The sequence below is a fragment of the Brevundimonas naejangsanensis genome (assembly GCF_003627995.1).
Lineage (GTDB): Bacteria > Pseudomonadota > Alphaproteobacteria > Caulobacterales > Caulobacteraceae > Brevundimonas > Brevundimonas naejangsanensis_B.
Map to the genome: position 1 here is coordinate 2,098,761 of NZ_CP032707.1, position 23,272 is coordinate 2,122,032.

Annotated in this window: 23 protein-coding genes, 1 tRNA gene and 1 pseudogene; 18 read left to right on the plus strand and 7 right to left on the minus strand. The window is 66.6% G+C overall.

Annotated elements, in window-relative coordinates:
- Positions 1 to 74: 74 nt before the first annotated feature.
- The 4 genes from D8I30_RS09900 to D8I30_RS09915 all read left to right on the plus strand — a co-directional run bounded on the left by D8I30_RS09900 (position 75) and on the right by D8I30_RS09915 (position 3,799).
- A complete protein-coding gene (locus D8I30_RS09900) occupies positions 75 to 1,637 on the plus strand; it encodes a cytochrome ubiquinol oxidase subunit I (RefSeq protein ID WP_121483490.1) in 1,563 nt (520 codons plus the stop codon).
- Positions 1,638 to 1,663: 26 nt separating this feature from the next.
- Entirely contained in the window at positions 1,664 to 2,812 is a 1,149-nt protein-coding gene (gene cydB, locus D8I30_RS09905; RefSeq protein ID WP_121482593.1) for a cytochrome d ubiquinol oxidase subunit II, read from the plus strand.
- A 22-nt stretch (positions 2,813 to 2,834) separates the two neighbouring features.
- Complete coding sequence (gene cydX / locus D8I30_RS09910; protein ID WP_121482594.1) at positions 2,835 to 2,954, plus strand: cytochrome bd-I oxidase subunit CydX; 120 nt, start codon at positions 2,835 to 2,837, stop codon at positions 2,952 to 2,954.
- Between the two features lie 191 nt (positions 2,955 to 3,145).
- Complete coding sequence (locus tag D8I30_RS09915) at positions 3,146 to 3,799, plus strand: OmpW/AlkL family protein (protein WP_121482595.1); 654 nt, start codon at positions 3,146 to 3,148, stop codon at positions 3,797 to 3,799.
- A 62-nt stretch (positions 3,800 to 3,861) separates the two neighbouring features.
- On the opposite strand, the gene D8I30_RS09920 is transcribed toward D8I30_RS09915, so the two are convergent.
- Both D8I30_RS09920 and D8I30_RS09925 read right to left on the minus strand, forming a co-directional pair.
- Positions 3,862 to 4,611: a Crp/Fnr family transcriptional regulator gene (locus D8I30_RS09920; RefSeq protein ID WP_121482596.1), complete on the minus strand. Its 750-nt coding sequence runs from the start codon at positions 4,609 to 4,611 to the stop codon at positions 3,862 to 3,864.
- A 79-nt stretch (positions 4,612 to 4,690) separates the two neighbouring features.
- Positions 4,691 to 5,116, minus strand: a complete 426-nt coding sequence (locus tag D8I30_RS09925; protein ID WP_121482597.1) for a hypothetical protein — start codon at positions 5,114 to 5,116, stop codon at positions 4,691 to 4,693.
- A 115-nt stretch (positions 5,117 to 5,231) separates the two neighbouring features.
- Here D8I30_RS09925 and D8I30_RS09930 point away from each other — a divergent pair, with 115 nt between their 5' ends.
- The 6 genes from D8I30_RS09930 to rplA all read left to right on the plus strand — a co-directional run bounded on the left by D8I30_RS09930 (position 5,232) and on the right by rplA (position 8,311).
- Entirely contained in the window at positions 5,232 to 5,762 is a 531-nt protein-coding gene (locus D8I30_RS09930; RefSeq protein WP_121482598.1) for a pyridoxamine 5'-phosphate oxidase family protein, read from the plus strand.
- A gap of 135 nt (positions 5,763 to 5,897) precedes the next feature.
- A tRNA-Trp gene (locus D8I30_RS09935) sits at positions 5,898 to 5,973 on the plus strand.
- 70 nt (positions 5,974 to 6,043) lie between these two features.
- Positions 6,044 to 6,343, plus strand: coding sequence for a preprotein translocase subunit SecE (gene secE / locus D8I30_RS09940; RefSeq protein WP_162938854.1), 300 nt, complete (start codon positions 6,044 to 6,046; stop codon positions 6,341 to 6,343).
- A 13-nt stretch (positions 6,344 to 6,356) separates the two neighbouring features.
- Complete coding sequence (gene nusG / locus D8I30_RS09945; protein WP_121482600.1) at positions 6,357 to 6,932, plus strand: transcription termination/antitermination protein NusG; 576 nt, start codon at positions 6,357 to 6,359, stop codon at positions 6,930 to 6,932.
- A 254-nt stretch (positions 6,933 to 7,186) separates the two neighbouring features.
- Positions 7,187 to 7,618 (plus strand): 50S ribosomal protein L11, encoded by a 432-nt coding sequence (gene rplK / locus D8I30_RS09950; RefSeq protein ID WP_121482601.1) that lies wholly within the window; start codon positions 7,187 to 7,189, stop codon positions 7,616 to 7,618.
- Between the two features lie 3 nt (positions 7,619 to 7,621).
- Positions 7,622 to 8,311, plus strand: a complete 690-nt coding sequence (rplA, locus tag D8I30_RS09955; protein WP_121482602.1) for a 50S ribosomal protein L1 — start codon at positions 7,622 to 7,624, stop codon at positions 8,309 to 8,311.
- Positions 8,312 to 8,386: 75 nt separating this feature from the next.
- Here the strand turns inward: rplA and D8I30_RS09960 are convergent, their stop codons facing one another.
- Complete coding sequence (locus D8I30_RS09960) at positions 8,387 to 9,550, minus strand: aspartyl/asparaginyl beta-hydroxylase domain-containing protein (RefSeq protein ID WP_240387212.1); 1,164 nt, start codon at positions 9,548 to 9,550, stop codon at positions 8,387 to 8,389.
- A 202-nt stretch (positions 9,551 to 9,752) separates the two neighbouring features.
- Here D8I30_RS09960 and D8I30_RS09965 point away from each other — a divergent pair, with 202 nt between their 5' ends.
- Positions 9,753 to 10,409 carry a DUF47 domain-containing protein gene (locus D8I30_RS09965; RefSeq protein WP_121482603.1) on the plus strand — a complete coding sequence of 219 codons (657 nt, stop codon included), beginning with the start codon at positions 9,753 to 9,755 and terminating at the stop codon, positions 10,407 to 10,409.
- Here the strand turns inward: D8I30_RS09965 and D8I30_RS14795 are convergent.
- Complete coding sequence (locus D8I30_RS14795) at positions 10,381 to 10,605, minus strand: hypothetical protein (RefSeq protein ID WP_240387213.1); 225 nt, start codon at positions 10,603 to 10,605, stop codon at positions 10,381 to 10,383. The two genes, D8I30_RS09965 and D8I30_RS14795, sit on opposite strands and share 29 nt — an antisense overlap.
- Here D8I30_RS14795 and D8I30_RS14800 point away from each other — a divergent pair.
- The 6 genes and pseudogenes from D8I30_RS14800 to rplL form a co-directional block, all read left to right on the plus strand.
- Positions 10,534 to 10,719: pseudogene (locus D8I30_RS14800) on the plus strand (inorganic phosphate transporter); the annotation flags it as partial. The gene D8I30_RS14795 and the pseudogene D8I30_RS14800 overlap by 72 nt on opposite strands.
- 116 nt (positions 10,720 to 10,835) lie before the next feature.
- The gene (locus D8I30_RS14805) at positions 10,836 to 11,417 is read left to right on the plus strand and encodes an inorganic phosphate transporter (RefSeq protein ID WP_240387214.1); all 582 of its coding nucleotides are present in this window, start codon (positions 10,836 to 10,838) and stop codon (positions 11,415 to 11,417) included.
- Complete coding sequence (locus D8I30_RS09975; protein WP_121482604.1) at positions 11,417 to 11,863, plus strand: NUDIX hydrolase; 447 nt, start codon at positions 11,417 to 11,419, stop codon at positions 11,861 to 11,863. Before D8I30_RS14805 ends, D8I30_RS09975 begins: the two co-directional genes overlap by 1 nt.
- A 65-nt stretch (positions 11,864 to 11,928) precedes the next feature.
- Positions 11,929 to 12,480: a DUF2059 domain-containing protein gene (locus tag D8I30_RS09980; protein WP_121482605.1), complete on the plus strand. Its 552-nt coding sequence runs from the start codon at positions 11,929 to 11,931 to the stop codon at positions 12,478 to 12,480.
- A 297-nt stretch (positions 12,481 to 12,777) separates the two neighbouring features.
- Positions 12,778 to 13,293, plus strand: a complete 516-nt coding sequence (gene rplJ, locus D8I30_RS09985; protein ID WP_121482606.1) for a 50S ribosomal protein L10 — start codon at positions 12,778 to 12,780, stop codon at positions 13,291 to 13,293.
- 55 nt (positions 13,294 to 13,348) lie between these two features.
- The gene (gene rplL, locus D8I30_RS09990; protein WP_025976270.1) at positions 13,349 to 13,729 is read left to right on the plus strand and encodes a 50S ribosomal protein L7/L12; all 381 of its coding nucleotides are present in this window, start codon (positions 13,349 to 13,351) and stop codon (positions 13,727 to 13,729) included.
- Between the two features lie 129 nt (positions 13,730 to 13,858).
- Here rplL and D8I30_RS09995 read toward each other — a convergent pair whose 3' ends face one another.
- From D8I30_RS09995 to D8I30_RS10005, 3 genes are all read right to left on the minus strand, one after another.
- Positions 13,859 to 15,856, minus strand: coding sequence for a M61 family metallopeptidase (locus tag D8I30_RS09995; RefSeq protein ID WP_121482607.1), 1,998 nt, complete (start codon positions 15,854 to 15,856; stop codon positions 13,859 to 13,861).
- 232 nt (positions 15,857 to 16,088) lie between these two features.
- Entirely contained in the window at positions 16,089 to 18,032 is a 1,944-nt protein-coding gene (locus D8I30_RS10000) for a M61 family metallopeptidase (protein ID WP_121482608.1), read from the minus strand.
- A 113-nt stretch (positions 18,033 to 18,145) separates the two neighbouring features.
- Positions 18,146 to 18,661, minus strand: a complete 516-nt coding sequence (locus tag D8I30_RS10005; protein WP_121482609.1) for an FKBP-type peptidyl-prolyl cis-trans isomerase — start codon at positions 18,659 to 18,661, stop codon at positions 18,146 to 18,148.
- 458 nt (positions 18,662 to 19,119) lie between these two features.
- On the opposite strand from D8I30_RS10005, the gene rpoB reads away from it, so the two are divergent.
- A complete protein-coding gene (rpoB, locus tag D8I30_RS10010) occupies positions 19,120 to 23,235 on the plus strand; it encodes a DNA-directed RNA polymerase subunit beta (RefSeq protein ID WP_121482610.1) in 4,116 nt (1,371 codons plus the stop codon).
- Positions 23,236 to 23,272: the final 37 nt, after the last annotated feature.

Genomic DNA, 23,272 nt, shown 5'->3' on the forward strand with positions numbered 1-23,272 from the left:
GAGCAAACGGCGTCGCTTTAGGTTATAGTCGAACGCCGGTCGATGGGGGCTGGCGGTCAGGAGCCTTGCCAATGATCGACCTGGCGGTCGTAGACCTATCACGCCTTCAGTTCGCACTGACGGCGCTATATCACTTTCTATTCGTGCCCCTCACCTTGGGCCTCTCCTTCATGCTGGTCATCATGGAGAGCATCTATGTGATGACGCGCAGGCCCATCTGGCGGACCATCACCCGCTTCTGGGGCGTGCTGTTCGGCATCAACTTCGTGCTGGGCGTGGCCACAGGCCTCACCATGGAATTCCAGTTCGGCATGAACTGGAGCTACTATTCGCACTACGTAGGGGACATCTTCGGGGCACCGCTGGCCATCGAGGGCCTGATGGCCTTCTTCCTGGAAGCGACCTTCGTGGGTCTGATGTTCTTCGGCTGGGACAAGCTGAAGCCGGTGACCCACCTGTTCGTCACCTTCCTGGTGGCCCTGGGCACCAATCTGTCGGCGCTGTGGATCCTGATCGCCAACGGCTGGATGCAGAACCCGGTCGGCGCGGCCTTCAATCCCGACTCCATGCGCATGGAGGTCGTGGACTTCATGGCCGTGCTGTTCAACCCGGTGGCCCAGGCCAAGTTCGTGCACACGGTGTCGGCCGGCTACGTCTGCGCCGCCGTCTTCGTCATGGGCGTCTCGGCCTTCTATCTGCTGAAGGGCAAGCATCGCGGCTTCGCCAAGCGCTCGATGACGGTCGCGGCCGCCTTCGGCCTGGCCTCGTCGCTGTCGGTCGTCGTCCTGGGTGATGAGTCGGGCTACGCCCTGACCGACAACCAGAAGATGAAGCTCGCCGCCCTGGAGGCCATGTGGCACACCGAGGAGGCGCCCGCCGGCCTGACGGCCATCGGCTTCCCCAGCCTGGAAGACCGCAAGACCCACTATGAGATCAAGATCCCCTATGTCCTGGGCCTGATCGCCACGCGCAGCGTGGACAAGCCGGTCGAGGGCATCCTGGAGCTGGTCGCCATCGCCGAGGACCGCATCGAACGCGGCGTCGTCGCCTATGACGCCCTCGAAAAGATCAAGGCCGATCCGACCGACATGGCCGCCCGCGGCCAGTTCGAGACGGTGCGCAACGACCTGGGCTACGGCCTGCTGCTGAAGCGCTACGTCGAGGACCCGCGCCTGGCCACGCCGGATCAAGTCAAGCTGGCGGCCTGGAGCACGGTGCCGAACGTGCCGGTCATGTTCTGGACCTTCCGCACCATGGCGGGGATCGGCTTCCTGATGATCGGCCTGTTCGCCACGGCCTTCGTGCTGTGCACCCTGCGCAAGCATGAGACCAGGTGGTTCCTGCGCCTGGCCGTCCTGGCCATCCCGCTGCCGTGGATCGCGATCGAGTTCGGCTGGATCCTGGCCGAGGTCGGGCGTCAGCCCTGGGCCGTGGACGGCGTGCTGCCGACCTTCCTGGGCGCGTCCAGCCTGACGGTGACGCAGCTGTGGACCACGATCATCGGCTTCACCCTGCTGTACGGCGCCCTGGCCGTGATCGAGGTCGGCCTGATCCTCAAGGCCATCAAGAAGGGCCCCTTCCACGAGCAGGAAGCCCAGGACCAGTCGGCGGCCGACGCCGAACCGGCCGTCGCCTGAGCCCCGCAGATCAAGGATAATCGAAGATGGAACTTCCTCTCGACTTCGCCACGCTTCGCCTGATCTGGTGGGGGCTGGTCGGCGTGCTGCTGATCGCCTTCGCCCTGACGGACGGATTCGACCTGGGCGTCGGCGCCCTTCTGCCCTTCGTCGCCAAGACCGACGAAGAGCGCCGCATGGCGATCAACACCGTCGGCGCCACCTGGGAAGGCAACCAGGTGTGGTTCATCCTGGGCGGCGGCGCGATCTTCGCCGCCTGGCCCTTCGTCTATGCGGTCAGCTTCTCCGGCTTCTACCTGGCCATGTTCCTGGTGTTGTCGGCGCTGATATTGCGGCCCGTGGCCTTCAAATACCGCTCCAAGCGCCCGGGCGCGAAGTGGCGGGCGATGTGGGACTGGGCCCTGTTCATCGGCGGCTTCGTGCCCGCCCTGGTGTTCGGCGTGGCCATGGGCAACGTCCTGCTGGGCGCGCCCTTCCGTCTGAACGGCGACCTGCGCGCCTTCTATGACGGCTCGCTGCTGGGCCTGTTCACCCCGTTCAGCCTGGTCGCCGGCCTGCTGTCGGTGGCCATGCTGGTGCTGCACGGCGCCGCCTGGCTGGGCCTGAAGGCCGAGCGTGGTCCGGTGGCCGACCGCGCCCGCATGATCGGCACGGTCGCGGGCCTGCTGAGCATCGTCCTGTTCGCGGTCGGGGGCCTGATGGTGGCCTATGGCGACATGGGCTTCCGCATCACCGGCGCCCTGGACGTCCATGGCCCGTCGAACCCGCTGCGCACGGCGGTCGAGGCGGCTTCGGGCGCCTGGTTGGACAACTACGGCCGCTATCCGTGGATGATGATCGCTCCGGCGCTCGGCTTCCTCGGCGCGGCGGCGGCGGTGCTGGGCCTGTGGCGGCGCAGCGAGGCCCTGGCCTTCGGCGGTTCGTCGCTGTCGGCGGTGGGCATCATCGCGACCGTCGGCCTGTCGATGTTCCCCTTCATCCTGCCCAGCACAGTCGACCCGCAGTCCAGCCTGACGGTGTGGAACGCCTCGTCCAGCCACCTGACGCTGTTCATCATGCTGCTGGTGACGGTGGTCTTCCTGCCGCTGATCCTTCTCTACACGGCCTGGGTCTATAAGGTGCTGTGGGGCCGTTCGAGCACCGCCGCGCTGAAGACCAACCCCGACCTCTACTGAGTTCCGACAAGGAGATCCTAGCATGTGGTATTTCGCCTGGATTCTGGGCCTCGGCCTGGCGGTGCTCTTCGGGGTGCTGAACGGCCTGTGGCACGAGTTCCGCCTGTTCGACGAAGGCGACCAGGGCCACTCCGAGCCCTGACCGCCGTCCCCGCGACAGCATGATCGAGAGATCCCCTTCGGCCTCGCCGGAGGGGATTTTTCTTTTTATAAAGATGATATATTTCCATAGGTTGCGATGGATCAAGGCTGGCGGGAACGGGGTGGGGCACGGTCATCGGGACATCGAAGCCGGGCGCTTTTCGACCCGACGAATGTCGGGGATTTGATCCGATGAAAACCGCCGCCGCCCTTGTCGCCTCCGTCAGCCTGCTGGCCGTCGCCGGCGCCGCCTCGGCCCAGACCGCCGCGCCCGAACCGGTGGGCAAGGGCTCGCTGATCGTCACCGCCCGCATGACCGGCGTCCTGCCGCAGGCCGACGACGCCATCGTCACCGCCGCCGGCGCCGACAGCGGCCTGAAGGTCGACGTCGGCGACGACTGGATGCCGACCCTGGGCTTCACCTATTTCGTCGCCGACCATTGGGCCGTCGAGGCCATCCTGGGCGCGACCCAGCACGAGGTCCGCGCCCAGGGCGGCGCGACCGATGTGGCCGTGCACGAGACCTGGGTCCTGCCGCCGGTGGTGACGCTGCAGTATCGCCCGACGCCGAACGCGACGATCAGCCCCTATGTCGGCGCGGGCGTCAGCTACATGGCCTTCTTCAGCGGCAAGGACAGAAACGGCTTCGAGGTCGATCTGGACGACGGTTTCGGCGTCGCGCTTCAGGCCGGCGCGGACTGGAACCTCTCCGGCCCGTGGACGCTGAACCTGGACGCCAAGAAGGTGTGGTTCGACACGGACGCCACGATCAACGGCGGCGCGCTGAAGAGCAGCGTCAGCCTGGACCCGTGGGTGGTGTCGGTCGGCGTCGGCCGGAAATTCTAGGGCCGACGCGGGGAGGGGCGCGGAACGTCAGGCCGCGCCCCTTCACCCCTTTTCAGAATGAATCAGGCGGCGCCTTCGCCCAGGGCCTTCAGCGCGGCCGGATCGGGCAGGGCGACGTCGTTGCCCGGCAGCAGCTGGATCAGGCCCGAGGTCTTGAACTGGGTGAAGACCCGGCTGACCGTCTCGATCGTCAGGCCCAGGTAGTCGGCGATGTCGAGGCGCGTCATCGGCAGGTGGACGTGGCCCTCGGGGCCGCCCAGCTGCACCTGGCGTTCGGACAGGCGGGTCAGGAAGCTGGCCAGCCGCTCGCGCGCCGTCTTGCGGCCCAGGAGGACGATCTGCTCCTGCGCCGCCATCAGCTCGTCCCCGGCCAGGGCCACCAGGCGGTGCTCCAGCGCGGGCAGGGCGTTCAGCAGTTGATCGAAGTCGCCGCGCCGGAAACGGCAGGCGTTCAGAGGCGTCAGGGCCTCGGCCGTGAAGCTGGACGGTCCGCGTCCGCCCAGGCCCAGGAAATCGCCCTGGAACAGAAAGCCGGTGATCTGGCGCCGCCCGTCGGGCAGCAGGCGATACAGCTTCACCGCCCCATCGACGACGTTGAAGATGTAGGGGTTCGGATCGCCTTCGTGGAACAGCGCCTGTCCCGGCTGGGCGGTGATGGTCTCGCTGGCGCAGGCCATGCTCTGCAGCTCATGACCCTTGAGGTCCGCGCACACGCCCAGGGGCCGCGCGCCGCAACTGGCGCAGGGGTGGACGTCTTCCAGACGCACGTCGGCGGAATCGGCGGCAGCGGCCTGGGCAGCGGCGGTGTTCACGAAGGGTCGTCTCCCGGATGACGGGCTAGCTTAGGCGATGGCGCGCCGATTCCGAATAGGTCAGGCTGTCCTCGATAGGTCAGGCTGTCCTGGCCGGCAGTTCGGCGGCGCATTCGGGCGAGGGCGCCTCTTCGGCGTAGCGCAACCGGGCGCCCAGCTGGCAGGCTAGGGCGGTCAGCTCGACGGCCAGGCTTTGCCGCACCAGGGGCCGCACGCCCATCTCGCGAACCACGAAGGGACCGGCCCACAGGGTCTCGCCGTATTCCAGGTCCGGTTGCCGCCACCAGCTGACGAAGCCCAGCACGCCGCCGCGACGATTGCGCGCGCTGAGGATGCCCCGGCTTTCGGGCGCGGCGCGCCAGGCCGACAGGAAGGCGTCCCACTGGGCCGGCTCCAGATTGGGCCGCCACAGACGCGCCAGGGCGAAGGCGGCGGGCGCTTCGGCCTCGCTCAGGGGAGCGACCTCCAGCCGGGGCGCGTCGGACGCGAAGCGAGACTCTGTCATGGGGGCATTGGAACCCGGGCGGGGCCCAGCCGCCTTGATCTGCGTCAAGGCTGCGTCGAAGCTGTCCAGTCAGTCTGCCGGCTCAGGCCGCCGTCGTCATCCCCGGAGAATCGTCATGAACCCGACCCCGCGCGTCACCCCGATCCACGGCGGCGCGGTGACCGCCATCCTCAAGCTGCTGGACAGCCAAAAGCTGATGACCCTGGCGGTGAATCGCGCCGACGGCCGGCCCCAGGCCGCGACGCTCGGCTATCTCAACGACGGGCTGAACCTCTACTTCGTCACGGCGCGCGACAGCGAGAAGCTGAAGCACCTGACCGCCGACCCGCGCGTCGGCGTCGCCATTCGCGGCGTGGGCCAGGAAGGGGAGGCGGTCGGCGTCTCCATCGACGGCCGGGCCGAGGAGGTGACCGACGGCGACGAGGTGAAGCGGGTCAACGACCTGATCATCCAGCGCTCGCCGGAAATCAGCCCCTGGGCGCCGGGCGGGGACGCCGTGGCGGTGGTCAAGGTGATTCCCGAAGAGATCGAGGCCGTCGCCGTCCTGGACGGCCGCAGCCGCGCCCAGACCTTCTCGGTCGGCGATCCGGCGGCCGCGGTGCAGGGGCTGAGCTACGAGCCCAGCGCCATCGCCCGGCTGTTCTGACAAAAACCGCTTCGTTCCGCGACTTGAGGACAATCGGCCCTTGAAATGCCCGTGTGCGTCAGGCATACGCCCCCCTCTGGCGAGGGTCGCGCCGACGGGCATGCTCACGGCGCGTTGACCTTTGTCCGGGACACTAGGAGTGTAGCTCAGCTGGTAGAGCATCGGTCTCCAAAACCGAGGGCCGGGGGTTCGAGTCCCTCCACTCCTGCCATTCCCCCTGTTGTCAACGCCTGGGACTTCCCATGTGGGGCAGCAGGATCCAGAGGTTGAAGAGACGTCAAATGGCTAAGGCGAAGACCCCGGGCGGACGCCGCACCGCGGGGAACCAGACCGCAGCAGCCGCGCCCGGCGCGGCCACCGTGGCCGTCGACGCGCCTGCGCCCAAGAAGAAGACGTCGATCCCGCAGTTCATCAGCCAGGTTCGCGCCGAGGCCCGCAAGATCGTGTGGCCCAGCCGCAAGGAGACCTGGATCACCTCGGTGATGGTCTTCATCATGGTGCTGATCGCCGCCGCCTTCTTCTGGATCGTCGATACGGGCCTGGGCTTCGCGTCCCGGATCATCCTCAGCCTTGGCCAATAAAGGAGACGCGCACATGACCGATGCAGCGCCCAAGCCGGCGGCCAATCCCCGCCACAAGTGGTACATCGTCCACGCCTATTCGAACTTCGAGAAGAAGGTCGCCGAGCAACTGCGCGACCAGGCTCGCCAGCAGGGCCTGGAGCACGCCTTCTCGGAAATCCTGGTCCCGACCGAGGACGTCGTCGAAATCCGCCGCGGCAAGAAGGTCAACGCCGAGCGCAAATTCTTCCCCGGCTACGTCCTGGTGAAGATGGAGATGACCGACGAGGCCTATCACCTGGTCAAGAACACGCCGAAGGTCACCGGCTTCCTGGGCGCCGCGGGCGGCACCAAGCCGCTGCCGGTCTCGGAGCGTGAAGTCCAGAACATCATCGGCGCCGTGGAAGAGGGCGTCGAGCGTCCGAAGCCCACGATCCGCTTCGACATCGGCGAGAACGTCAAGGTCATCGACGGCCCGTTCGCCAGCTTCGACGGTCAGGTCGAGAGCGTCGACGAGGACAACGCCCGCCTGCGCGTGGCCGTCTCCATCTTCGGCCGCCCGACCCCGGTCGACCTGGAATACAATCAGGTGGAGAAGGTCAGCGCCTGATCGGCCTGACGTTTTCGGCAAGTATGCAGCGGCGGCCTCCGGGCCGCCGTTTTGCGTTTGGCTGCCTAATCCCTCTCCCGGCGGGAGAGGGTTATGAGGCGCTTCATTTGCCTTCCAGCCCCCCGCCTGCTACACGCGCGCCTTCGCTGGACGCTCCTCGAGTCGCCCGGCGGCAAATCCGTGGGAGGCAGCCATGCCCGACCACGGCTCACCGGCCCTGGAGCTTATCCCAGGGTCATTCATAGGAGAGACCAATGGCCAAGAAGATTCTCGGCTATATCAAGCTGCAAGTGCCGGCCGGTTCGGCCACGCCTTCGCCCCCGATCGGCCCGGCTCTGGGTCAGCGCGGCGTGAACATCATGGGCTTCTGCAAGGAGTTCAATGCGCGGACCGAGAAGGAAGCCAAGGGCACCCCGCTTCCGACCGTCATCACCGTCTATCAGGACAAGTCGTTCACCTTCATCACCAAGACGCCGCCGGCGACCTGGTATCTGAAGCAGGCCGCTGGCATCAAGTCGGGCTCCAAGCTCGTCGGCCGCGAGTTCGCCGGCAAGATCACGCAGACGCAACTGCGCGAAATCGCCGAGAAGAAGATGAAGGACCTGAACGCGAACGACCTGGACGCCGCGTCGCGCATCATCGAGGGCTCGGCCCGCGCCATCGGCATTCAAGTGGTGGAGGGCTAAATCATGGCCAAGCTGACCAAAGCCCAGAAAGCCCGCACCGGCATCACCGAAGAGCTGCTGCCGTTCGCCGACGCCATCAAGCTGGTGAAGGACAACGCCAAGGCCAAGTTCGACGAGTCGATCGAAATCGCCGTCAACCTGGGCGTCGACCCGCGTCACGCCGACCAACAGGTCCGCGGCGTGGTGAACCTGCCCTCGGGCACCGGCCGTGACGTCCGCGTCGCCGTCTTCGCCAAGGACGCCAAGGCTGAAGAAGCCAAGGCCGCCGGCGCCGAGCACGTCGGCGCTGAAGACCTGTACGAGAAGATCGCCGGCGGCTTCATGGAGTTCGACCGCGTGATCGCGTCGCCCGACATGATGGCCCTGGTCGGCCGTCTGGGTAAGGTGCTGGGCCCGCGCGGCCTGATGCCGAACCCGAAGGTCGGCACCGTGACCCCGAACGTCGCCCAGGCCGTCAAGGACGCCAAGGGCGGCGCCGTCGAGTTCCGCGTCGAGAAGGCGGGCATCGTCCACGCCGGCATCGGCAAGGTCTCCTTCACCCAGGACGCCCTGGAAGCCAACGTCAAGGCCATCGTGGACGCTCTGGTCCGCGCCAAGCCGTCGGGCGCCAAGGGCACCTATGTGAAGCGCATCGCCCTGTCCTCGACGATGGGCCCGGGCTTCAAGGTCGACCCGGCTTCGCTGGGCGCCTGATCCGGCTTCACGGCTAAAGATGACGACGGCCCCGGAGAGACATCTCCGGGGCCGTTTTCTTTTGGAACGGGGTGTTCAGGTCCCCATGAAATCCCGCTGGGCCTTCATCATCTCGGTGATCAACCGCTTTTCGCCCTCGTCGAGGTAGGGGTTCCAGACGTCGAAGATCAGGATGACCCGCATGGCGTCGGCGTCGTTCCAGGCCTCGTGCTCGATGGTGTCGTCGAAGACCCAGGCCTCGCCCATCTTCCAGGCCCGCTCGGTGTTGCCGACGCGGAAGCGCGCCGGCCCCGGCAGGATCAGCGGCAGGTGGGCCAGCAGGCGCACGTTCGATGATCCCGTATGCGGCGGGATATGGGTCCTGGGCTGCAAGGCTGAGAACATGGCCGTCGGGGCGAAGCCGTCCTGGTCCGCCATGGGCAGACCTTCCAGCAGGGCGGCGGTCTGGGGGCAGCGGGCGCAGACCTCATCCTGGCGGCGGCCGTCGCGCCACAGGAAGAGCGAACTCCATTTGCGCGAGTGGTTCAACTCGCCCCACTGATTGACCGGCGCACCCTTGGGATAGGCGATGTAGGGCGAAAATTCGTCGAAGGCGGTCTCGAGCAAGGTCGCCAGTTCGGCCTGGATGACGGGGGTGGCCTCTTCCAGGGTGGCCAGCCAGGGGAACAGGCTGCGGTCGTAGAAGGGGATGGCGGGCAGACGCGGATAGTTGAGCAGGAGCGGCTGCTGCTTCGGCGGCTGCTTCAGCCCGGCGTAGATCTCCAGCCCCTCCTCGAATCGGTCCCGGCTGGCTTCGCCCAGGTCGGAGCGCAGGGGCTCCACCCGCTCCTTGAGAAAGGCGGCCAGGGCCTGGGCGTGCCGGTCGACCATCTGGCTGGCGTAGTCCATCTGGCTGACCACGCCGGGTGGGCAGGTCTCACGCGGCGGGGCGATTTTCAGGGCGTTCCGATAGACCTCGGCCGCCGCCTTGGGCTGGCTGATCTTTTCAAGCATGGCCCCCTTGGCCAGCAGCGCCATGAAATCATAGGGCCGCATCTCCAGGGCGTCGTCCAGGACGAGCAGGGAGGCCTGGAAGTCGCCCAGCAGCCGCAGGGCGACAGCGCGGTTCAGGGTGGCGTTGTGCGTCTTTCCGAACTGGTCGGCCTGATCCAGCAAACCGAGGGCCGAGCGAGGGTCGCGACGGGCCAGGGCCTGGCCGGCCTCGACGAGCAGGCGTTCCTGCGCCGCTGGATAGGACATGGCCGATTTCGCCTTTAATGGAACACAAAGATGACATCTTCTTCATGCGGCAGACGGTAGCGCGACGTCAATGATGACCAATGACGGCGGCGGATATCCACGATTCCGTATACGGATGACTTGACGAAGGAGCCGGAAGTCGGGAGTGGGAGCGCGGGCTCGGCCCTCGGTGTGCGCGAGGCGGCCCTGCGGGAGACGATCCATGCTCAACTGGTTCCAGGCGCTGCTGCCCAAGGAAGATAATTTCTTCCGGCTGTTCGACGCTCATGTGCAATCGCTGGCGCATGGGGCGGACGCCCTGCGCCACATGATGGACGGCGGGGCCGAGACGCCCGACTGGTGCGCCAAGGTCGTGGCGCATGAGGAACAGGCCGACGAGATCGCGCGCGAAGTGCTGTTCGCCGTGCGCCGCAGCTTCATCACCCCCTTCGACCGCTCGGACATTCGCGGCCTGACCAACTCCCTGGACGACACCATCGACCAGATGCAGAAGGCGGCCAAGGTCGTCACCCTGTACGAGATGCGCGACTTCTCGCCCAAGATGCAGGAACTGGCCGACATCGCCGTGCAGTGCGCGGCCCTGACGCAGGAAGCCTTCACCCTGCTGCCGGCCATGCGCAAGAACCACGACCGCCTGGCCGTCCTGACCGAGCAGATCACCGATCTGGAGGCGCGCAGCGACGACCTGTTCGACGCGGGCATGAAGGCGCTTTACGAGGCGCACCGCCACGACATGACCGGCGGCAACACTCTGGGCTTCATCATCGGCAGCCAGCTGCTGGATCACCTGGAGAAGGTGGTCGACCGGTTCGAGGACGTGGCCAACCGCATCAACGGCGTTCTGGTCGAGCACCTGTAGGAACGTCATGGATCACGCCCTCCTGATCCTGGTCTTCCTGATCGGCGTCGCCCTGCTGTTCGACTTCCTGAACGGCCTGCACGACGCGGCCAACTCGATCGCCACCATCGTCGCCACCCGCGTCCTGCCGCCGATCTATGCGGTGGGGTGGGCGGCCTTCTTCAACTTCATCGCCTTCCTGTTCTTCGGCCTGCACGTCGCCGACACCATCGGGCGGGGCATCATCTCGCCGGACATCATCTCGGACCAGGTGATCTTCGGCGCCTTGATGGGGGCCATCAGTTGGAACGTCATCACCTGGCTGGGCGGCATTCCCTCGTCCAGTTCGCACGCCCTGATCGGCGGTCTGCTGGGCGCTGGCATCGCCAAGGCGGGGGCGGGGCTGTCGTCATCGGCGGCGTGGTCAAGACGGTCGGCGCCATTTTCATGTCGCCAGCCATCGGCTTCCTGCTGGCTCTGCTGCTGGTGCTGCTGGTGTCCTGGCTGTTCCGGCGATCGAACCCGGCCTTCGCCGACCGCGTGTTCCGCGGTTTGCAGTTCGTCTCGGCCTCGGCCTATTCCCTGGGGCACGGGGGCAACGACGCCCAGAAGACCATGGGGATCATCGCCATCCTTCTGTATTCGCGCGGTATGCTGGGGGGCGAGTTCCACGTGCCCTTCTGGGTGGTCATCACCTGTCAGGCGGCCATCGCCCTGGGCACCCTGTTCGGCGGCTGGAAGATCGTCCACACCATGGGCTCGCGCATCACGCGCCTGTCGCCGCAGCAGGGCTTCTGCGCCGAGACGGGCGGGGCCATCACCCTGTTCGCGGCCACGGGCCTGGGCATTCCGGTGTCGACCACCCACACCATCACCGGCGCCATCGTCGGCGTGGGCGCGGCCAAGCGCGTCTCGGCCGTGCGCTGGAGCGTGGCGCGCAGCATCGTCACCGCCTGGTTCATCACCATGCCGGCGGCGGCCGCCATCGGGGCCCTGTTCTACGCCCTCGGCGGGCTGTTCCTGAACTGATGTCGAACAAGCCCCGCGCCCTGTCGTCAGAGACCCGCCAGGTCGCGGCCCTGCCGTGGCGGCACGGCGCCGACGGCGTCGAGATCATGATGGTCACCTCGCGCGAGACGCGCCGCTGGGTGATCCCCAAGGGCAACCGCATGGGGGGCAAGACCGACGCCGAGGCCGCCGTGATCGAGGCCTATGAGGAGGCGGGCGTCCAGGGCGACGTCATGGGCGCGCCCATCGGCTGGTTCCGATACGGCAAGCGGCTGAAGTCCGGGCGGGTCCAGGCCACCATCGCCAGCGTCTATCCGCTGGAGGTCTATATCCAGCTGGGCGCCTGGCCCGAGGACGCCCAGCGCCAGCGCCGCTGGATGTCGGCCGAGGACGCCGCCGCCGTCGTGGACGAGGCGGAGCTGGCGGAGCTGATCCGGGACTTCAAGCCAGGGCGTTCGGCCGAATAAGGCTGACCCGCTTCACAATCGGAACGGTGTTCTCTACTGGTGGCGCGGTCGCTAAGGAGAATCTTATGTCGCGGGTTGTGGCCGCCGTGTTCCTGTCTTTCGCCGTCGCGGGGTTCGGCGCCTCGTCCGTGCAGGCGCAAGCGCGACAGGACGAGTTGCTTGAGGTCCGCGTGCGAGACGCCGATCGCCGAGAGGCCTTGACGCAGCGCTACCTGGAACTGACGACCGGCGGGGCGGACAAGCTGATCCAGCAACTGGTGAACCAGGAAATCGCCGCCCTAGCCGGCACCATGCCCGCTGAACAGGCGGCCTGGCTGCGCAATAACGCTGTGGCGATCATGAGGCCGCACCTCAACCAGTTGATCCGAAGCATGGGGGAGGAGATTCAGGCGCGCTTTTCGGAGGCCGAGCTGGAAGCCTTGGTCCGCTTCTACGACACGCCTCAGGGGCGGACGATCGCGACCAAGCAGGTCGAACTGGGTGCTGGGCTCGGGTCAACCATGGCGACGTTCGAGCAGGCCTATCTTGAGGATCTGCTAACGAAATTCTGCGGGACCTTCGACTGCGAGGCCATGGCGCAGCAGGCCACGGGCGCCGCCAAGCCGTCCAAGCGTTGATTTTCCAGCCGGGCCGTGTATAGAGCCCGCATCTCGTCCGGGCCCCGGCCCTGGCGAAGCCTGTCCGAGAACTTCGGGATGCGGGGGTCGCCCGCGTCATAATCGTCAGAAGGCCTTCTGACGCCGTGGGGAGATGGGGATGCAAAGACCTTTTGCCCTGCTGCTTTCGCGGCGGGCGGGCCACGCTTCCTTCGGACAATAAGACCGGCCTGAACGCTGTGCAGCGATGCATGGCGCTTAAGCCAAATCCGTCGTCGGGAATAAGCCCGGCGACGAATGCCAAAACTGGAGACCACAATGGACCGCGCACAAAAAGCCGAGTCGATCGAACAGCTGAAGAGCGTGTTCGCCGGCGCGGGCGCCGTGGTCGTGACCCACAACCTGGGTCTGACCGTTGTGGAGATGGAAGACCTGCGTGGTCGCCTTCGTAAGGAAGGCGGCGCGTTCAAGGTGGTGAAGAACCGTCTGGCGCTCAAGGCGCTGGGCGTCGAGGAAGGCAGCGAGTACCACAGCCTGTTCAAGGGCCCCGTGGGCATCGCTTACGCCGCCGACCCCGTCACCGCCGCCAAGGTCACGGCCGAATTCGCCAAGGGCAACGACAAGTTCGCTGTTCTGGGTGGTTTCATGGGCGACAAGGTTCTGGACGCCAAGGGCGTCGAGGCCCTGTCCAAGCTGCCGTCGCTGGATCAACTGCGCGGCAAGCTCATCGGCCTGCTGCAAGCCCCGGCGACCAAGGTTGCTGGCGTCCTGCAGGCGCCGGCCGGCCAACTGGCTCGCGTCTTCAACGCGTACGCGACCAAAGACGCCGCCTAAGCCCCGTCATCTCTGCATATCTCTCTGAACCTCATCCTACCGAAGGAAGACTAACATGGCTGATCTCGCCAAAATCGTTGAAGAACTGTCGGCTCTGACCGTCCTGGAAGCCGCTGAACTGTCGAAGCTGCTGGAAGACAAGTGGGGCGTCTCCGCCGCCGCTCCGGTCGCCGTGGCCGCCGTCGCCGGCGCCGCTGCTCCGGCTGAAGCCGCTGAAGAGCAAACCGAGTTCACCGTTGTCCTGGTGGACGGCGGCGACAAGAAGATCAACGTCATCAAGGAAGTCCGCGGCGTCCGCACCGACCTGGGTCTGAAGGAAGCCAAGGACCTGGTCGAAGGCGCTCCGCAGCCGGTCGTCGAGAACGTCTCGAAGCAAGCCGCTGAAGAGCTGAAGAAGAAGCTGGAAGAAGCCGGCGCCAAGGTCGAAATCAAGTAAGATTTCGGATCTGGCCTCTGGATCTCCAGAGACAGCTTTCAAAGCAAGACGGGCCGGAGGGAAACCTCCGGCCCGTTTTCTTTTGGTCCCCAGTCAGCCTTCTCCCCTTGGGGGGAGAAGGGCGACCTCCTACCGTCGGCGCGGGCTGAGGATGTCGCCCAGCCGATCCGGGGTGCCGGGAATGCGCTCCAGGCGCGGGTAACGCAGGCCGTCGTGGTAGTCGAAGTCGACTGTGCGATAGCGGTCGCCGTTCTTGAGCAGCAGACGGATCGGGGCGTCGGTTCCCTTGGCGGCGGTGACGGCGTCGCGCAGTTTCTCGGCCGAGGCGGCGACGTCGTTGACGGCGACCAGCTCCCAGCCCGGCCCGATGTCCGCCTCGAAGGCGCGGCCCCCCCAGCGGATGCCGGTCAGCTTGTTCGAGGACGACAGGGTGAAGCCCAGGGAATACTGGAAGTCGTTAGCCCAGCCCGATTGAACGCGCTTTTCATCGGCGGTCAGGCTGTCGGTGTAGGTCAGGCGGTAGCCGCCGCGCGTCAGACCGTCCAGCGGCGCCTTGGCGTCCGGCCCGTTGGCGTCGAGGCGCGTGCGCAGGAAGGTCGCCCAATCGTGCGGGTGGACCGCGTTCAGCGCCGTCACAACGTCGTCGAACGTATAGCCGCGCGGCCCCCAGGAGCCGTCGTCGCCGCCGAAGAAACCCTTGGCGAAGTCGTCCAGCGACTTCTTGCCGCCGGTCGCCTCGCGGATCAGGGTGTCGGCGTCCAGCCAGATCAGCAGGGCCTCGCGGTAGTAGTCGCCGGTGCCGCGCATCCACGAGGAATAAGGGTTGGAGGTGCGATAGCCGAGCAGGTTGTGGTTGTTCGTATCCTGCAGCGGACGCCATTCGCGGCCCGGCTGATTGTCGTAGAAGGCCGCGACTTCGGCGAAGCTGGTCAGAATGTCGGCCTTGGAGGCCAGGCCCGAGCGCGCCGTCAGCACGTCGCCCCAATATTCCGTCTGCCCCTCATAGACCCACAGCAGGGTGTTCTGGGTTGGGATGTTGTGGTTGGCGGTCAGTTCGTCGGCCGGGCGCTGGCGCTTGCCGTTCCAGGCGTGGGTGAACTCGTGCGGCAGCAGGCCGACGGCGCCCAGGCTCTTGCCCCAGTTGGTGAAGAAGTCGGCCGGGACCGAGTTCTCGGACGAGCGGTGATGCTCCAGCCCGATGCCGCCCAGCTTGGACGTGGCCGCCAGCAGGAAGTCGTAGCGGTCATAGGGGCGGGCGCCGAACAGACGGTCGGTCTGGGCGACCAGATTTTCGAACCAGCTCAGTTGTTCGGCCGTGGGGGCGAGATCCTTGGCCGTATCGGCCATGATGTTCAGGTGAACGGAGCCTTCGCCGTTCCCGCGGCGCGGGTCGATGGCGATGCGCTGGAAGTTCACGCCGCCGAACAGGGGGCTGTCGATCAGGGTGTAGAGGTCGGTCGGCTTGAAGGTGGCCAGGCCGTCGACGAAGCTTTCGGTGTCGAGAGCGACGCCGTACTGCCAGCCCTGGGGCAGGCGGATCGACGGGGCGAAGGTGATCCCGGTCGAGCGATAGCCCGCCGGATAGAGCAGGGCCTTCTCCCACTGCAGATTGACCATCTCGGGCGTCATGACGACGCGCCAGGTCGCGTTGTCCGGCTGGGTCAGCCACTGGAAATCGACGGTGATCTCGTCGACGCCCTGCGGCACGTCGATGTGGAAGGCGTAGGGGTCGATGGTGTCGCGCAGCCAGTCGATGCGCTGGCCGCCGCCCTCCACCGTGACGCCGGAAACCAACTGGATCGGGCCGGTCGCGGCGTGGTTGCCAGGCAGGAATTTCGGATAGAGCAGAACCAGGTGGCCGGGCGTGACCGGGATGGTCTGGCGCACGCGGACGATCTTCTTCTCGACGTCGGTGGCGTCCACCTCATAGCGGATGACGCCCGGATAGGTCTCGGCCGTCGGCGCCGGGATCGGCGGCAGGGCGCGGGGCAGGGCCAGGGGCGTGTTCTGCGGCGTCGGCGCGGCGGGGGCCTGAGGTCCGGTCCACTCCTGGGCGAGGGCGGTCGAGGCGGCCGAGGTCAGCAGCAGGGCGAGGGCGGCGGCGGGCAGGCGGCGAGTGATGATCATACTGTTCTCGTAACCCTTCTCCCCTCGGGGGAGAAGGTGGGCGGCGACGGAGCGCGACCTTCTCCCTCCCCTTCATGGGGAGGGTGGTCGCAGCGAAGCGGAGACCGGGTGGGGAGGGCTTGGCGATGCAGGACGCCGGCGCTTGATCAGCCTTGCCGCCCCCACCCGGCTTCGGCCTGACGGCCTCAGCCACCCTCCCCATGAAGGGGAGGGAGAGACGCCGCGCGTGGCTTTACCGCCGCTTCGGCGACAGGATGTCGCCCAGGCGGTCCGGCGTGCCTTCGATCCGCTCCAGGTGCGGGTAACGCAGGCCGTCGTGATAATCGAAGCGCACCGTTTTGAAGCGGTCGCCGTTCTTGAGGATGAGCTCGATCGGCTCGGACGATCCCTTGGCGGCGGTGACCGCCTCCTTCAGCGCGTCGGCCGAGGCGGCGCGGCCGCCGACGGCGACGACTTCCCAGCCCGAGGTCAGGCCCTGGTCGAAGGCCGGCCCGCCCCACAGGACGGAGGTGATCTTGTTCGACCCGTTCATCATGAAGCCGAGCGAATAGGTGAAGTCGTTACGGCCCAGTTCCTTATAGAGGGCGCCCATGTAGCCGGACGGCTCCTCCTTGAAGACCAGGCGGTAACCGCCGCGCTCGATGCCGTCCAAGGGACCGCGCGAATTGGGGCCGACGGCGTCCAGCCGCTCGCGCAGGAAGGCGGCCCAGTCGTTCGCCTGCACCCCGTTCAGCGTCGCGGTCACGTCGGCGAAGGTGTAGGGGGCCGGGTCCCAGTTCCCATCCTCGACGCCGAAGAAGGCCTTGGCGAAGTCGTCCAGCGACTTCTTCCCGCCGGTCCGCTCGCGGATCAGGGTGTCGGCGTCCAGCCAGACCAGCGAGCCCTCGCGGTAATAGTCCTCGCTGCGCTGATAGGAGCCCCAGGGCTGCGGGCGGCGCTGGCTGATGATCGGGTCGTTGGTGGTGTCCTGCATGGCGCGCCACTGGCGGCCGGGGATGTTCTGGAAGCTGGCGGCGCTCATGGCCAGGACGTCCAGCGCCTGCTGCTTGCTCATCAGGCCCGCGCGGGCGGTCAGGACAAGGCCCCAATACTGCGTCTGGCCCTCATAGACCCACATCAGCGAGTTCTGCAGCGGCTCGTTCAGATTAGGCGTCAGCTGATCCGCCGGACGGCGCCATTTGCCGTTCCAGCTGTGGGTGTATTCGTGGCCCAGAAGGTCGCGGTCGGCCAAGGTCGCCTCGCGGTCAGTGAAATACTTCACGTCGACGCTGTTCTCGGACGAGCGGTGATGCTCCAGGCCGATGCCGCCCAGCTTGTCCGTCACGGCCAGCAGGAAGTCGTAGTGGTTGTAGTGGCGCGCCCCGAACAGGCGGTCGGCCTGCTGGACCAGGTTGCGGTGCAACTGGATGTGCTCGTCCGTCGCCTCCAGCATCTTGGCCGTGTCGGCGACGACGTTGAGGCGCACCGGCGAGCGGCCGCCCGGATCGAGGTCGATCTGGCGATAGTGGGCGCCGGCGAAGACCGGGCTGTCGGCCAGGTGCTCCAGCGTGATCGGGGCGAAGGTCGCCAGACCGTTCTCGAAGCTGACGGTGTCGAGGCCCGCGCCATAGCTCCACCCTTGCGGCAGCTTCAGCGTCGGCTGGAAGGTGATCTGGCGCGAGTAATAGCCTGCCGGATAGAGCAGGGCCTTCTCCCACTGGATGTTCAGCATCTCGGGCGTGACGACGACGCGGCCCTGGGCGCCCTCGATGGGCGTCAGCCACTGGAAGGCGGCCTGGACCTCGGTCACGCCGGCCGGGATCTCGATCTGATAGGCCCACGGGTTGACCGTGTTGCGGACCCACTCCAGCCGCCGGCCGTCAGCGGTGAAGGTCAGGCCGCCGACGTTGGCGACGGGGCCGACCGGGCCGTGCTGGCCGGGAATCCACTGCGGATAGAAGAGGACCAGCGGGCCGGGGCCGCTGACGGGAATGGTCTGGCGTACCTGCACCAGGCGGCGGTCGATGTCGGTGGCGTCCACGTCCAGCTTGATGACGCCGGGATAGGCCTCGTCCTTGGCCGCCGGGATCGGCGCCAGGGCGACGGGCAGGGCGGGCGTCCCGACCTGGGCCAGCGCGGGCGCGCCCGTCGCGAACAGGAGAACCGAGGCGCTGGCGGCCAGGAGTAAACGCTTCATGACGGGCTATCTCAGGACGGCCGCCCCCACGCGGCCTCGACAGGGAGGCGCAGACGACAGCGTGTCGCAGGCGCCGTCAAGCCGGATGATGAGTCCGTGTCGCGAACGACCCGTCAGCCCTGCGGGTTCACGTCCAGCAGTTCGACCGTGAAGCGCAGCGCCGAGTTGGCGGGGATTTCCGTCCCCATCCAGCGCGAGCCGTAAGCCAGGTCGGCGGGGATGACGAACTCGTAGGTCTCGCCCTCGCGCATCAGAGCCACGCCCTCGGTCCAGCCCTTGATGACGCGGTTCAGGGGGAAGGTCGCGGGCTCGTTGCGCGAATAGGAGCTGTCGAACTCGCGCCCGTCGATGAAGGTGCCGCGATAGTGGACCTTGACCGTGTCGGTCGCGGTCGGCTGCGCGCCGTTCGGATTGGCCTTGCTGACGAGGCGATATTGCAGGCCCGACGGGGTAGAGGTCCAGCCGCGACGCTGGCTGTTCCACATCAGATAGGCGGCCTGGCCGACCTCCCAATTTTCCTGGGTCGCGGGTCCGACCGCCTCGCGCAGGCCGGGGTAACCGACATCGGACGTCGAGGCGCAGGCGGCCAGCGACACGGCGGCGAGGAGGGGCAGGGCGATGTGCTTCATAACGCAAGGCTTATCATATCAGCGTCATCGCGCCAGATGATTGAGCGGACGCCCCGCTCTTGTCATCCCGGAAGACGCGTAGCGGCTATCCGGGACCGCCGGAAGCGCCGCGTCTTGGGGCGGTCCCGGCTCCGCGCGGCTGCGCCGCATGGCCGGGATGACGGTCCAGGGTCAGATTATGCACAGGGCCTTTATTTCGCCGAAGAAGCGGGTATATATGCGCGTTCGCAGATTCCATGAATCCCGCGCGGAAGCGCCGAGGCCCGGTTTGTCGCCCTCCGACCGGTGCGAAGGCGTCGCCCCTCCCCAAGGGGGCGGATACATCCAGGCGTCCTGATCCGCGTGAGGATCGAGGGTGGACGCCGAGAGACATTTAACGGTCACGGATCGCCGGTCGGCGCGCCGTGGCTGCTGCATTGAGAGCGGGCCTCGCAAGGGGCCGCGATTGGGAAAACAGAATGGCCAAGTCCACCGACGGTCTCGCCTTGGGTAAGATCGCTGCCGCCACGTCGTTTACCGGCAAGAAGCGCATTCGCTACAGCTTTGGGCGCATTCCCGAAGCCGTGCAGATGCCGAACCTGATCGAGGTTCAGCGCGCTTCGTACGAGCAGTTCCTGCAGCGCGAGTCGCGTCCGGGCCTGCGCAACGACGAGGGCATCGAGGCGGTCTTCAAGTCGGTGTTCCCGATCAAGGACTTCAACGAGCGCGCCGTCCTGGAATACGTCTCCTACGAGTTCGAGGACCCGAAGTACGACGTTGAGGAATGCATCCAGCGCGACATGACCTATGCCGCGCCGCTGAAGGTCAAGCTGCGCCTGATCGTCTTTGAGACCGAGGAAGAAACGGGCGCCCGTTCGGTCAAGGACATCAAGGAGCAGGACGTCTACATGGGCGACATCCCGCTCATGACGGACAAGGGCACCTTCATCGTCAACGGCACCGAGCGCGTGATCGTTTCGCAGATGCACCGCTCGCCGGGCGTCTTCTTCGATCACGACAAGGGCAAGACCCACTCGTCGGGCAAGCTGCTGTTCGCCGCCCGCGTGATCCCGTATCGCGGCTCGTGGCTGGACTTCGAATTCGACGCCAAGGACATCGTCTACGTCCGTATCGACCGTCGCCGTAAGCTGCCCGCCACCACCTTCCTCTATGCCCTGGGCATGGACGGCGAGGAGATCCTCAAGACCTTCTACGAGACCGTCCCCTACGAGAAGCGCGGCGAAGGCTGGGTCACCCCCTACAAGCCGGAGCGTTGGCGCGGCGTGAAGCCGGAGTTCGACCTGGTCGACGCCGACACCGGCGAGGTCGTCGCCCCGGCCGGCCAGAAGATCAGCGCCCGCGCGGCCAAGAAGCTGGCCGATGGCGGCCTGAAGTCGCTGTCGCTGGCGGCTGACGCCCTGCTGACCAAGTATCTGGCTTCCGACGCCGTCAACTATCAGACCGGCGAAATCTACGCCGAGGCCGGCGACGAGCTGGACGCCGCCACGATCGAACTGCTGGAAGCCAACGGCTTCACCACCATCGACGTGCTGGACATCGACCACGTGACGGTCGGCGCCTACATGCGCAACACCCTGCGCGTGGACAAGAACACCGGCCGCGACGACGCCCTGTTCGACATCTATCGCGTCATGCGCCCCGGCGAGCCGCCGACGCCGGAAGCGGCCGAGGCCATGTTCCAGTCGCTGTTCTTCGACGCCGAACGCTACGACCTGTCGGCCGTGGGCCGGGTCAAGATGAACATGCGTCTGGAAACCCCCGAGGTCTCCGACGAAATCCGCGTCCTGCAGAAGGACGACGTGCTGAAGGTCCTGCAGATCCTGGTCGGCCTGAAGGACGGCCGCGGCGAGATCGACGACATCGACAACCTGGGTAACCGCCGGGTCCGCTCGGTGGGCGAGCTGCTGGAGAACCAGTACCGCGTCGGCCTGCTGCGCATGGAGCGCGCCATCAAGGAGCGCATGAGCTCGGTCGACATCGACACGGTCATGCCGCACGACCTGATCAACGCCAAGCCGGCCGCCGCCGCGGTGCGTGAATTCTTCGGCTCGTCGCAGCTGTCGCAGTTCATGGACCAGACGAACCCGCTGTCGGAGATCACCCACAAGCGTCGCCTCTCGGCGCTTGGCCCGGGCGGTCTGACGCGTGAGCGCGCGGGCTTCGAAGTCCGCGACGTTCACCCGACCCACTACGGCCGGATCTGCCCGATCGAAACGCCGGAAGGCCCGAACATCGGCCTGATCAACTCCCTGGCCACCCACGCCCGCGTGAACAAGTACGGCTTCATCGAGAGCCCGTACCGCCGCGTGGTCGAGGGCAAGGCGACGGACGAGGTGGTCTACATCTCGGCCATGGAAGAGGCGAAGCACGTCATCGCCCAGGCCAACATCGACCTGAAGGACGGCGAGATCGTCGAGGAGCTGGTGCCGGGCCGTATCAACGGCGAATCCCAGCTGCTGACCAAGGAAACGGTCGACATGATGGACGTGTCGCCGAAGCAGGTCGTTTCGGTCGCCGCCGCCCTGATCCCCTTCCTGGAAAACGACGACGCCAACCGCGCGCTGATGGGCGCCAACATGCAGCGTCAGGCCGTGCCTCTGGTGCAGTCGGACGCGCCGCTGGTCGGCACCGGCATGGAAGCGGTCGTGGCCGTGGACTCGGGCGCCGTGGTGATCGCCCGTCGTGACGGCGTGGTCGAGCAGATCGACGGCACCCGCATCGTCGTCCGCGCCACGGGCGACGTCGAGGCCGGCCGTTCGGGCGTCGACATCTATCGCCTGTCGAAGTTCCAGCGCTCCAACCAGTCGACCTGCATCAACCAGCGCCCGATCGTGCGTGTGGGCGATGAAGTGAAGGCCGGCGACGTGATCGCCGACGGTCCGTCGACGGACCTGGGCGAACTGGCTCTGGGACGCAACGTCCTGGTCGCCTACATGCCCTGGAACGGCTACAACTTCGAAGACTCCATCCTGATCTCCGAGCGCATCGTGCGCGACGACATCTTCACCTCGATCCACCTGGAAGAGTTCGAGGTCATGGCCCGCGACACCAAGCTGGGCCCGGAAGAAATCACCCGCGACATCCCGAACGTCGGCGAGGAAGCCCTGCGCAACCTCGACGAGGCCGGCATCGTGGCCATCGGCGCCGAAGTCCAGCCGGGCGACATCCTGGTCGGCAAGGTGACGCCGAAGGGCGAAAGCCCGATGACCCCGGAAGAGAAGCTGCTGCGCGCCATCTTCGGCGAGAAGGCTTCGGACGTGCGCGACACCTCGCTGCGTCTGCCGCCCGGCGTCGCCGGCACCATCGTCGACGTGCGCGTGTTCAACCGCCACGGCATCGACAAGGACGAGCGCGCCATGGCTATCGAGCGCGCCGAGATCGAACGCCTGGGCAAGGACCGCGACGACGAGCTCAAGATCCTTGAGCGCAACGTCTACGGCCGCCTGAAGCCGCTGCTGCTCGGCAAGACCGCCGTGTCCGGCCCGAAGGGCATGGGCCGCGGCGACGTGACCGAAGAGAAGCTGGCCGAAGTGTCCAAGGGCCTGTGGTGGCAGATCGCCCTCGACGACGAGAAGGCGATGGGCGAACTCGAGGCCATGAAGAAGCAGTTCGAGGACGCCCGTAAGGCCCTCGACCGTCGCTTCGAGGACAAGGTCGAGAAGCTGCAGCGCGGCGACGAGATGCCGCCTGGCGTCATGAAGATGGTCAAGGTCTTCGTGGCCGTGAAGCGCAAGCTGCAGCCGGGCGACAAGATGGCCGGCCGTCACGGGAACAAGGGCGTCATCTCCAAGATCCTGCCGATCGAGGACATGCCGCACCTGGACGACGGCACCCACGTCGACATCGTTCTGAACCCCCTGGGCGTGCCCTCGCGCATGAACATCGGCCAGATCTTCGAGACCCACCTGGGTTGGGCCGCCGCGGGCCTGGGCAAGCAGATCAAGGGCTTGCTCGAGCAGTGGATGGACGGCGGCATGCGCGACGCCCTGGTGTCGCGTCTGACCGAGATCTATGGCGCCGACACCCCGCTGCCGCAGAGCGACGAAGAGCTGATCGAACTGGCTCAGAACCTGTCCAAGGGCGTTCCGTTCGCGACGCCGGTCTTCGACGGCGCGCGCATCTCGGACATCGAGGATCTGCTGGAATCGGCGGATCTGGATCGTTCGGGCCAGTCGATCCTGTTCGACGGTCAGACGGGCGAGCAGTTCAAGCGTCCTGTCACGGTCGGCTATGTGTACATGCTGAAGCTGCACCACCTGGTCGACGACAAGATTCACGCCCGTTCGATCGGCCCGTACTCGCTGGTCACCCAGCAGCCGCTGGGCGGCAAGGCGCAGTTCGGCGGTCAGCGCTTCGGGGAAATGGAGGTCTGGGCTCTGGAAGCTTACGGCGCCGCCTACACCCTGCAGGAGATGCTGACGGTGAAGTCGGACGACGTGGCCGGCCGGACCAAGGTCTACGAGGCGATCGTCCGCGGCGACGACAGCTTCGAGGCCGGCATCCCCGAGTCGTTCAACGTGCTCGTGAAGGAAATGCGCTCGCTGGGCCTGAACGTGGAGCTGGAAAACAGCTGATCGGATCAAGCGCCCTTCCTCGCTTCGGCGGGGAGGG

What these genes read in the sequence shown, in the direction of transcription:
- cydB (WP_121482593.1), top strand. Translation starts at nt 1,664, where the DNA reads ATGGAACTTCCTCTCGACTTCGCCACGCTTCGCCTGATCTGGTGGGGG.
- cydX (WP_121482594.1), top strand. Translation starts at nt 2,835, where the DNA reads ATGTGGTATTTCGCCTGGATTCTGGGCCTCGGCCTGGCGGTGCTCTTC.
- D8I30_RS09915 (WP_121482595.1), top strand. Translation starts at nt 3,146, where the DNA reads ATGAAAACCGCCGCCGCCCTTGTCGCCTCCGTCAGCCTGCTGGCCGTC.
- D8I30_RS09925 (WP_121482597.1), bottom strand. Translation starts at nt 5,116, where the DNA reads ATGACAGAGTCTCGCTTCGCGTCCGACGCGCCCCGGCTGGAGGTCGCT.
- D8I30_RS09930 (WP_121482598.1), top strand. Translation starts at nt 5,232, where the DNA reads ATGAACCCGACCCCGCGCGTCACCCCGATCCACGGCGGCGCGGTGACC.
- secE (WP_162938854.1), top strand. Translation starts at nt 6,044, where the DNA reads ATGGCTAAGGCGAAGACCCCGGGCGGACGCCGCACCGCGGGGAACCAG.
- nusG (WP_121482600.1), top strand. Translation starts at nt 6,357, where the DNA reads ATGACCGATGCAGCGCCCAAGCCGGCGGCCAATCCCCGCCACAAGTGG.
- rplK (WP_121482601.1), top strand. Translation starts at nt 7,187, where the DNA reads ATGGCCAAGAAGATTCTCGGCTATATCAAGCTGCAAGTGCCGGCCGGT.
- rplA (WP_121482602.1), top strand. Translation starts at nt 7,622, where the DNA reads ATGGCCAAGCTGACCAAAGCCCAGAAAGCCCGCACCGGCATCACCGAA.
- D8I30_RS09960 (WP_240387212.1), bottom strand. Translation starts at nt 9,550, where the DNA reads ATGTCCTATCCAGCGGCGCAGGAACGCCTGCTCGTCGAGGCCGGCCAG.
- D8I30_RS09965 (WP_121482603.1), top strand. Translation starts at nt 9,753, where the DNA reads ATGCTCAACTGGTTCCAGGCGCTGCTGCCCAAGGAAGATAATTTCTTC.
- D8I30_RS14805 (WP_240387214.1), top strand. Translation starts at nt 10,836, where the DNA reads ATGTCGCCAGCCATCGGCTTCCTGCTGGCTCTGCTGCTGGTGCTGCTG.
- D8I30_RS09975 (WP_121482604.1), top strand. Translation starts at nt 11,417, where the DNA reads ATGTCGAACAAGCCCCGCGCCCTGTCGTCAGAGACCCGCCAGGTCGCG.
- D8I30_RS09980 (WP_121482605.1), top strand. Translation starts at nt 11,929, where the DNA reads ATGTCGCGGGTTGTGGCCGCCGTGTTCCTGTCTTTCGCCGTCGCGGGG.
- rplJ (WP_121482606.1), top strand. Translation starts at nt 12,778, where the DNA reads ATGGACCGCGCACAAAAAGCCGAGTCGATCGAACAGCTGAAGAGCGTG.
- rplL (WP_025976270.1), top strand. Translation starts at nt 13,349, where the DNA reads ATGGCTGATCTCGCCAAAATCGTTGAAGAACTGTCGGCTCTGACCGTC.
- D8I30_RS09995 (WP_121482607.1), bottom strand. Translation starts at nt 15,856, where the DNA reads ATGATCATCACTCGCCGCCTGCCCGCCGCCGCCCTCGCCCTGCTGCTG.
- D8I30_RS10000 (WP_121482608.1), bottom strand. Translation starts at nt 18,032, where the DNA reads ATGAAGCGTTTACTCCTGGCCGCCAGCGCCTCGGTTCTCCTGTTCGCG.
- D8I30_RS10005 (WP_121482609.1), bottom strand. Translation starts at nt 18,661, where the DNA reads ATGAAGCACATCGCCCTGCCCCTCCTCGCCGCCGTGTCGCTGGCCGCC.
- rpoB (WP_121482610.1), top strand. Translation starts at nt 19,120, where the DNA reads ATGGCCAAGTCCACCGACGGTCTCGCCTTGGGTAAGATCGCTGCCGCC.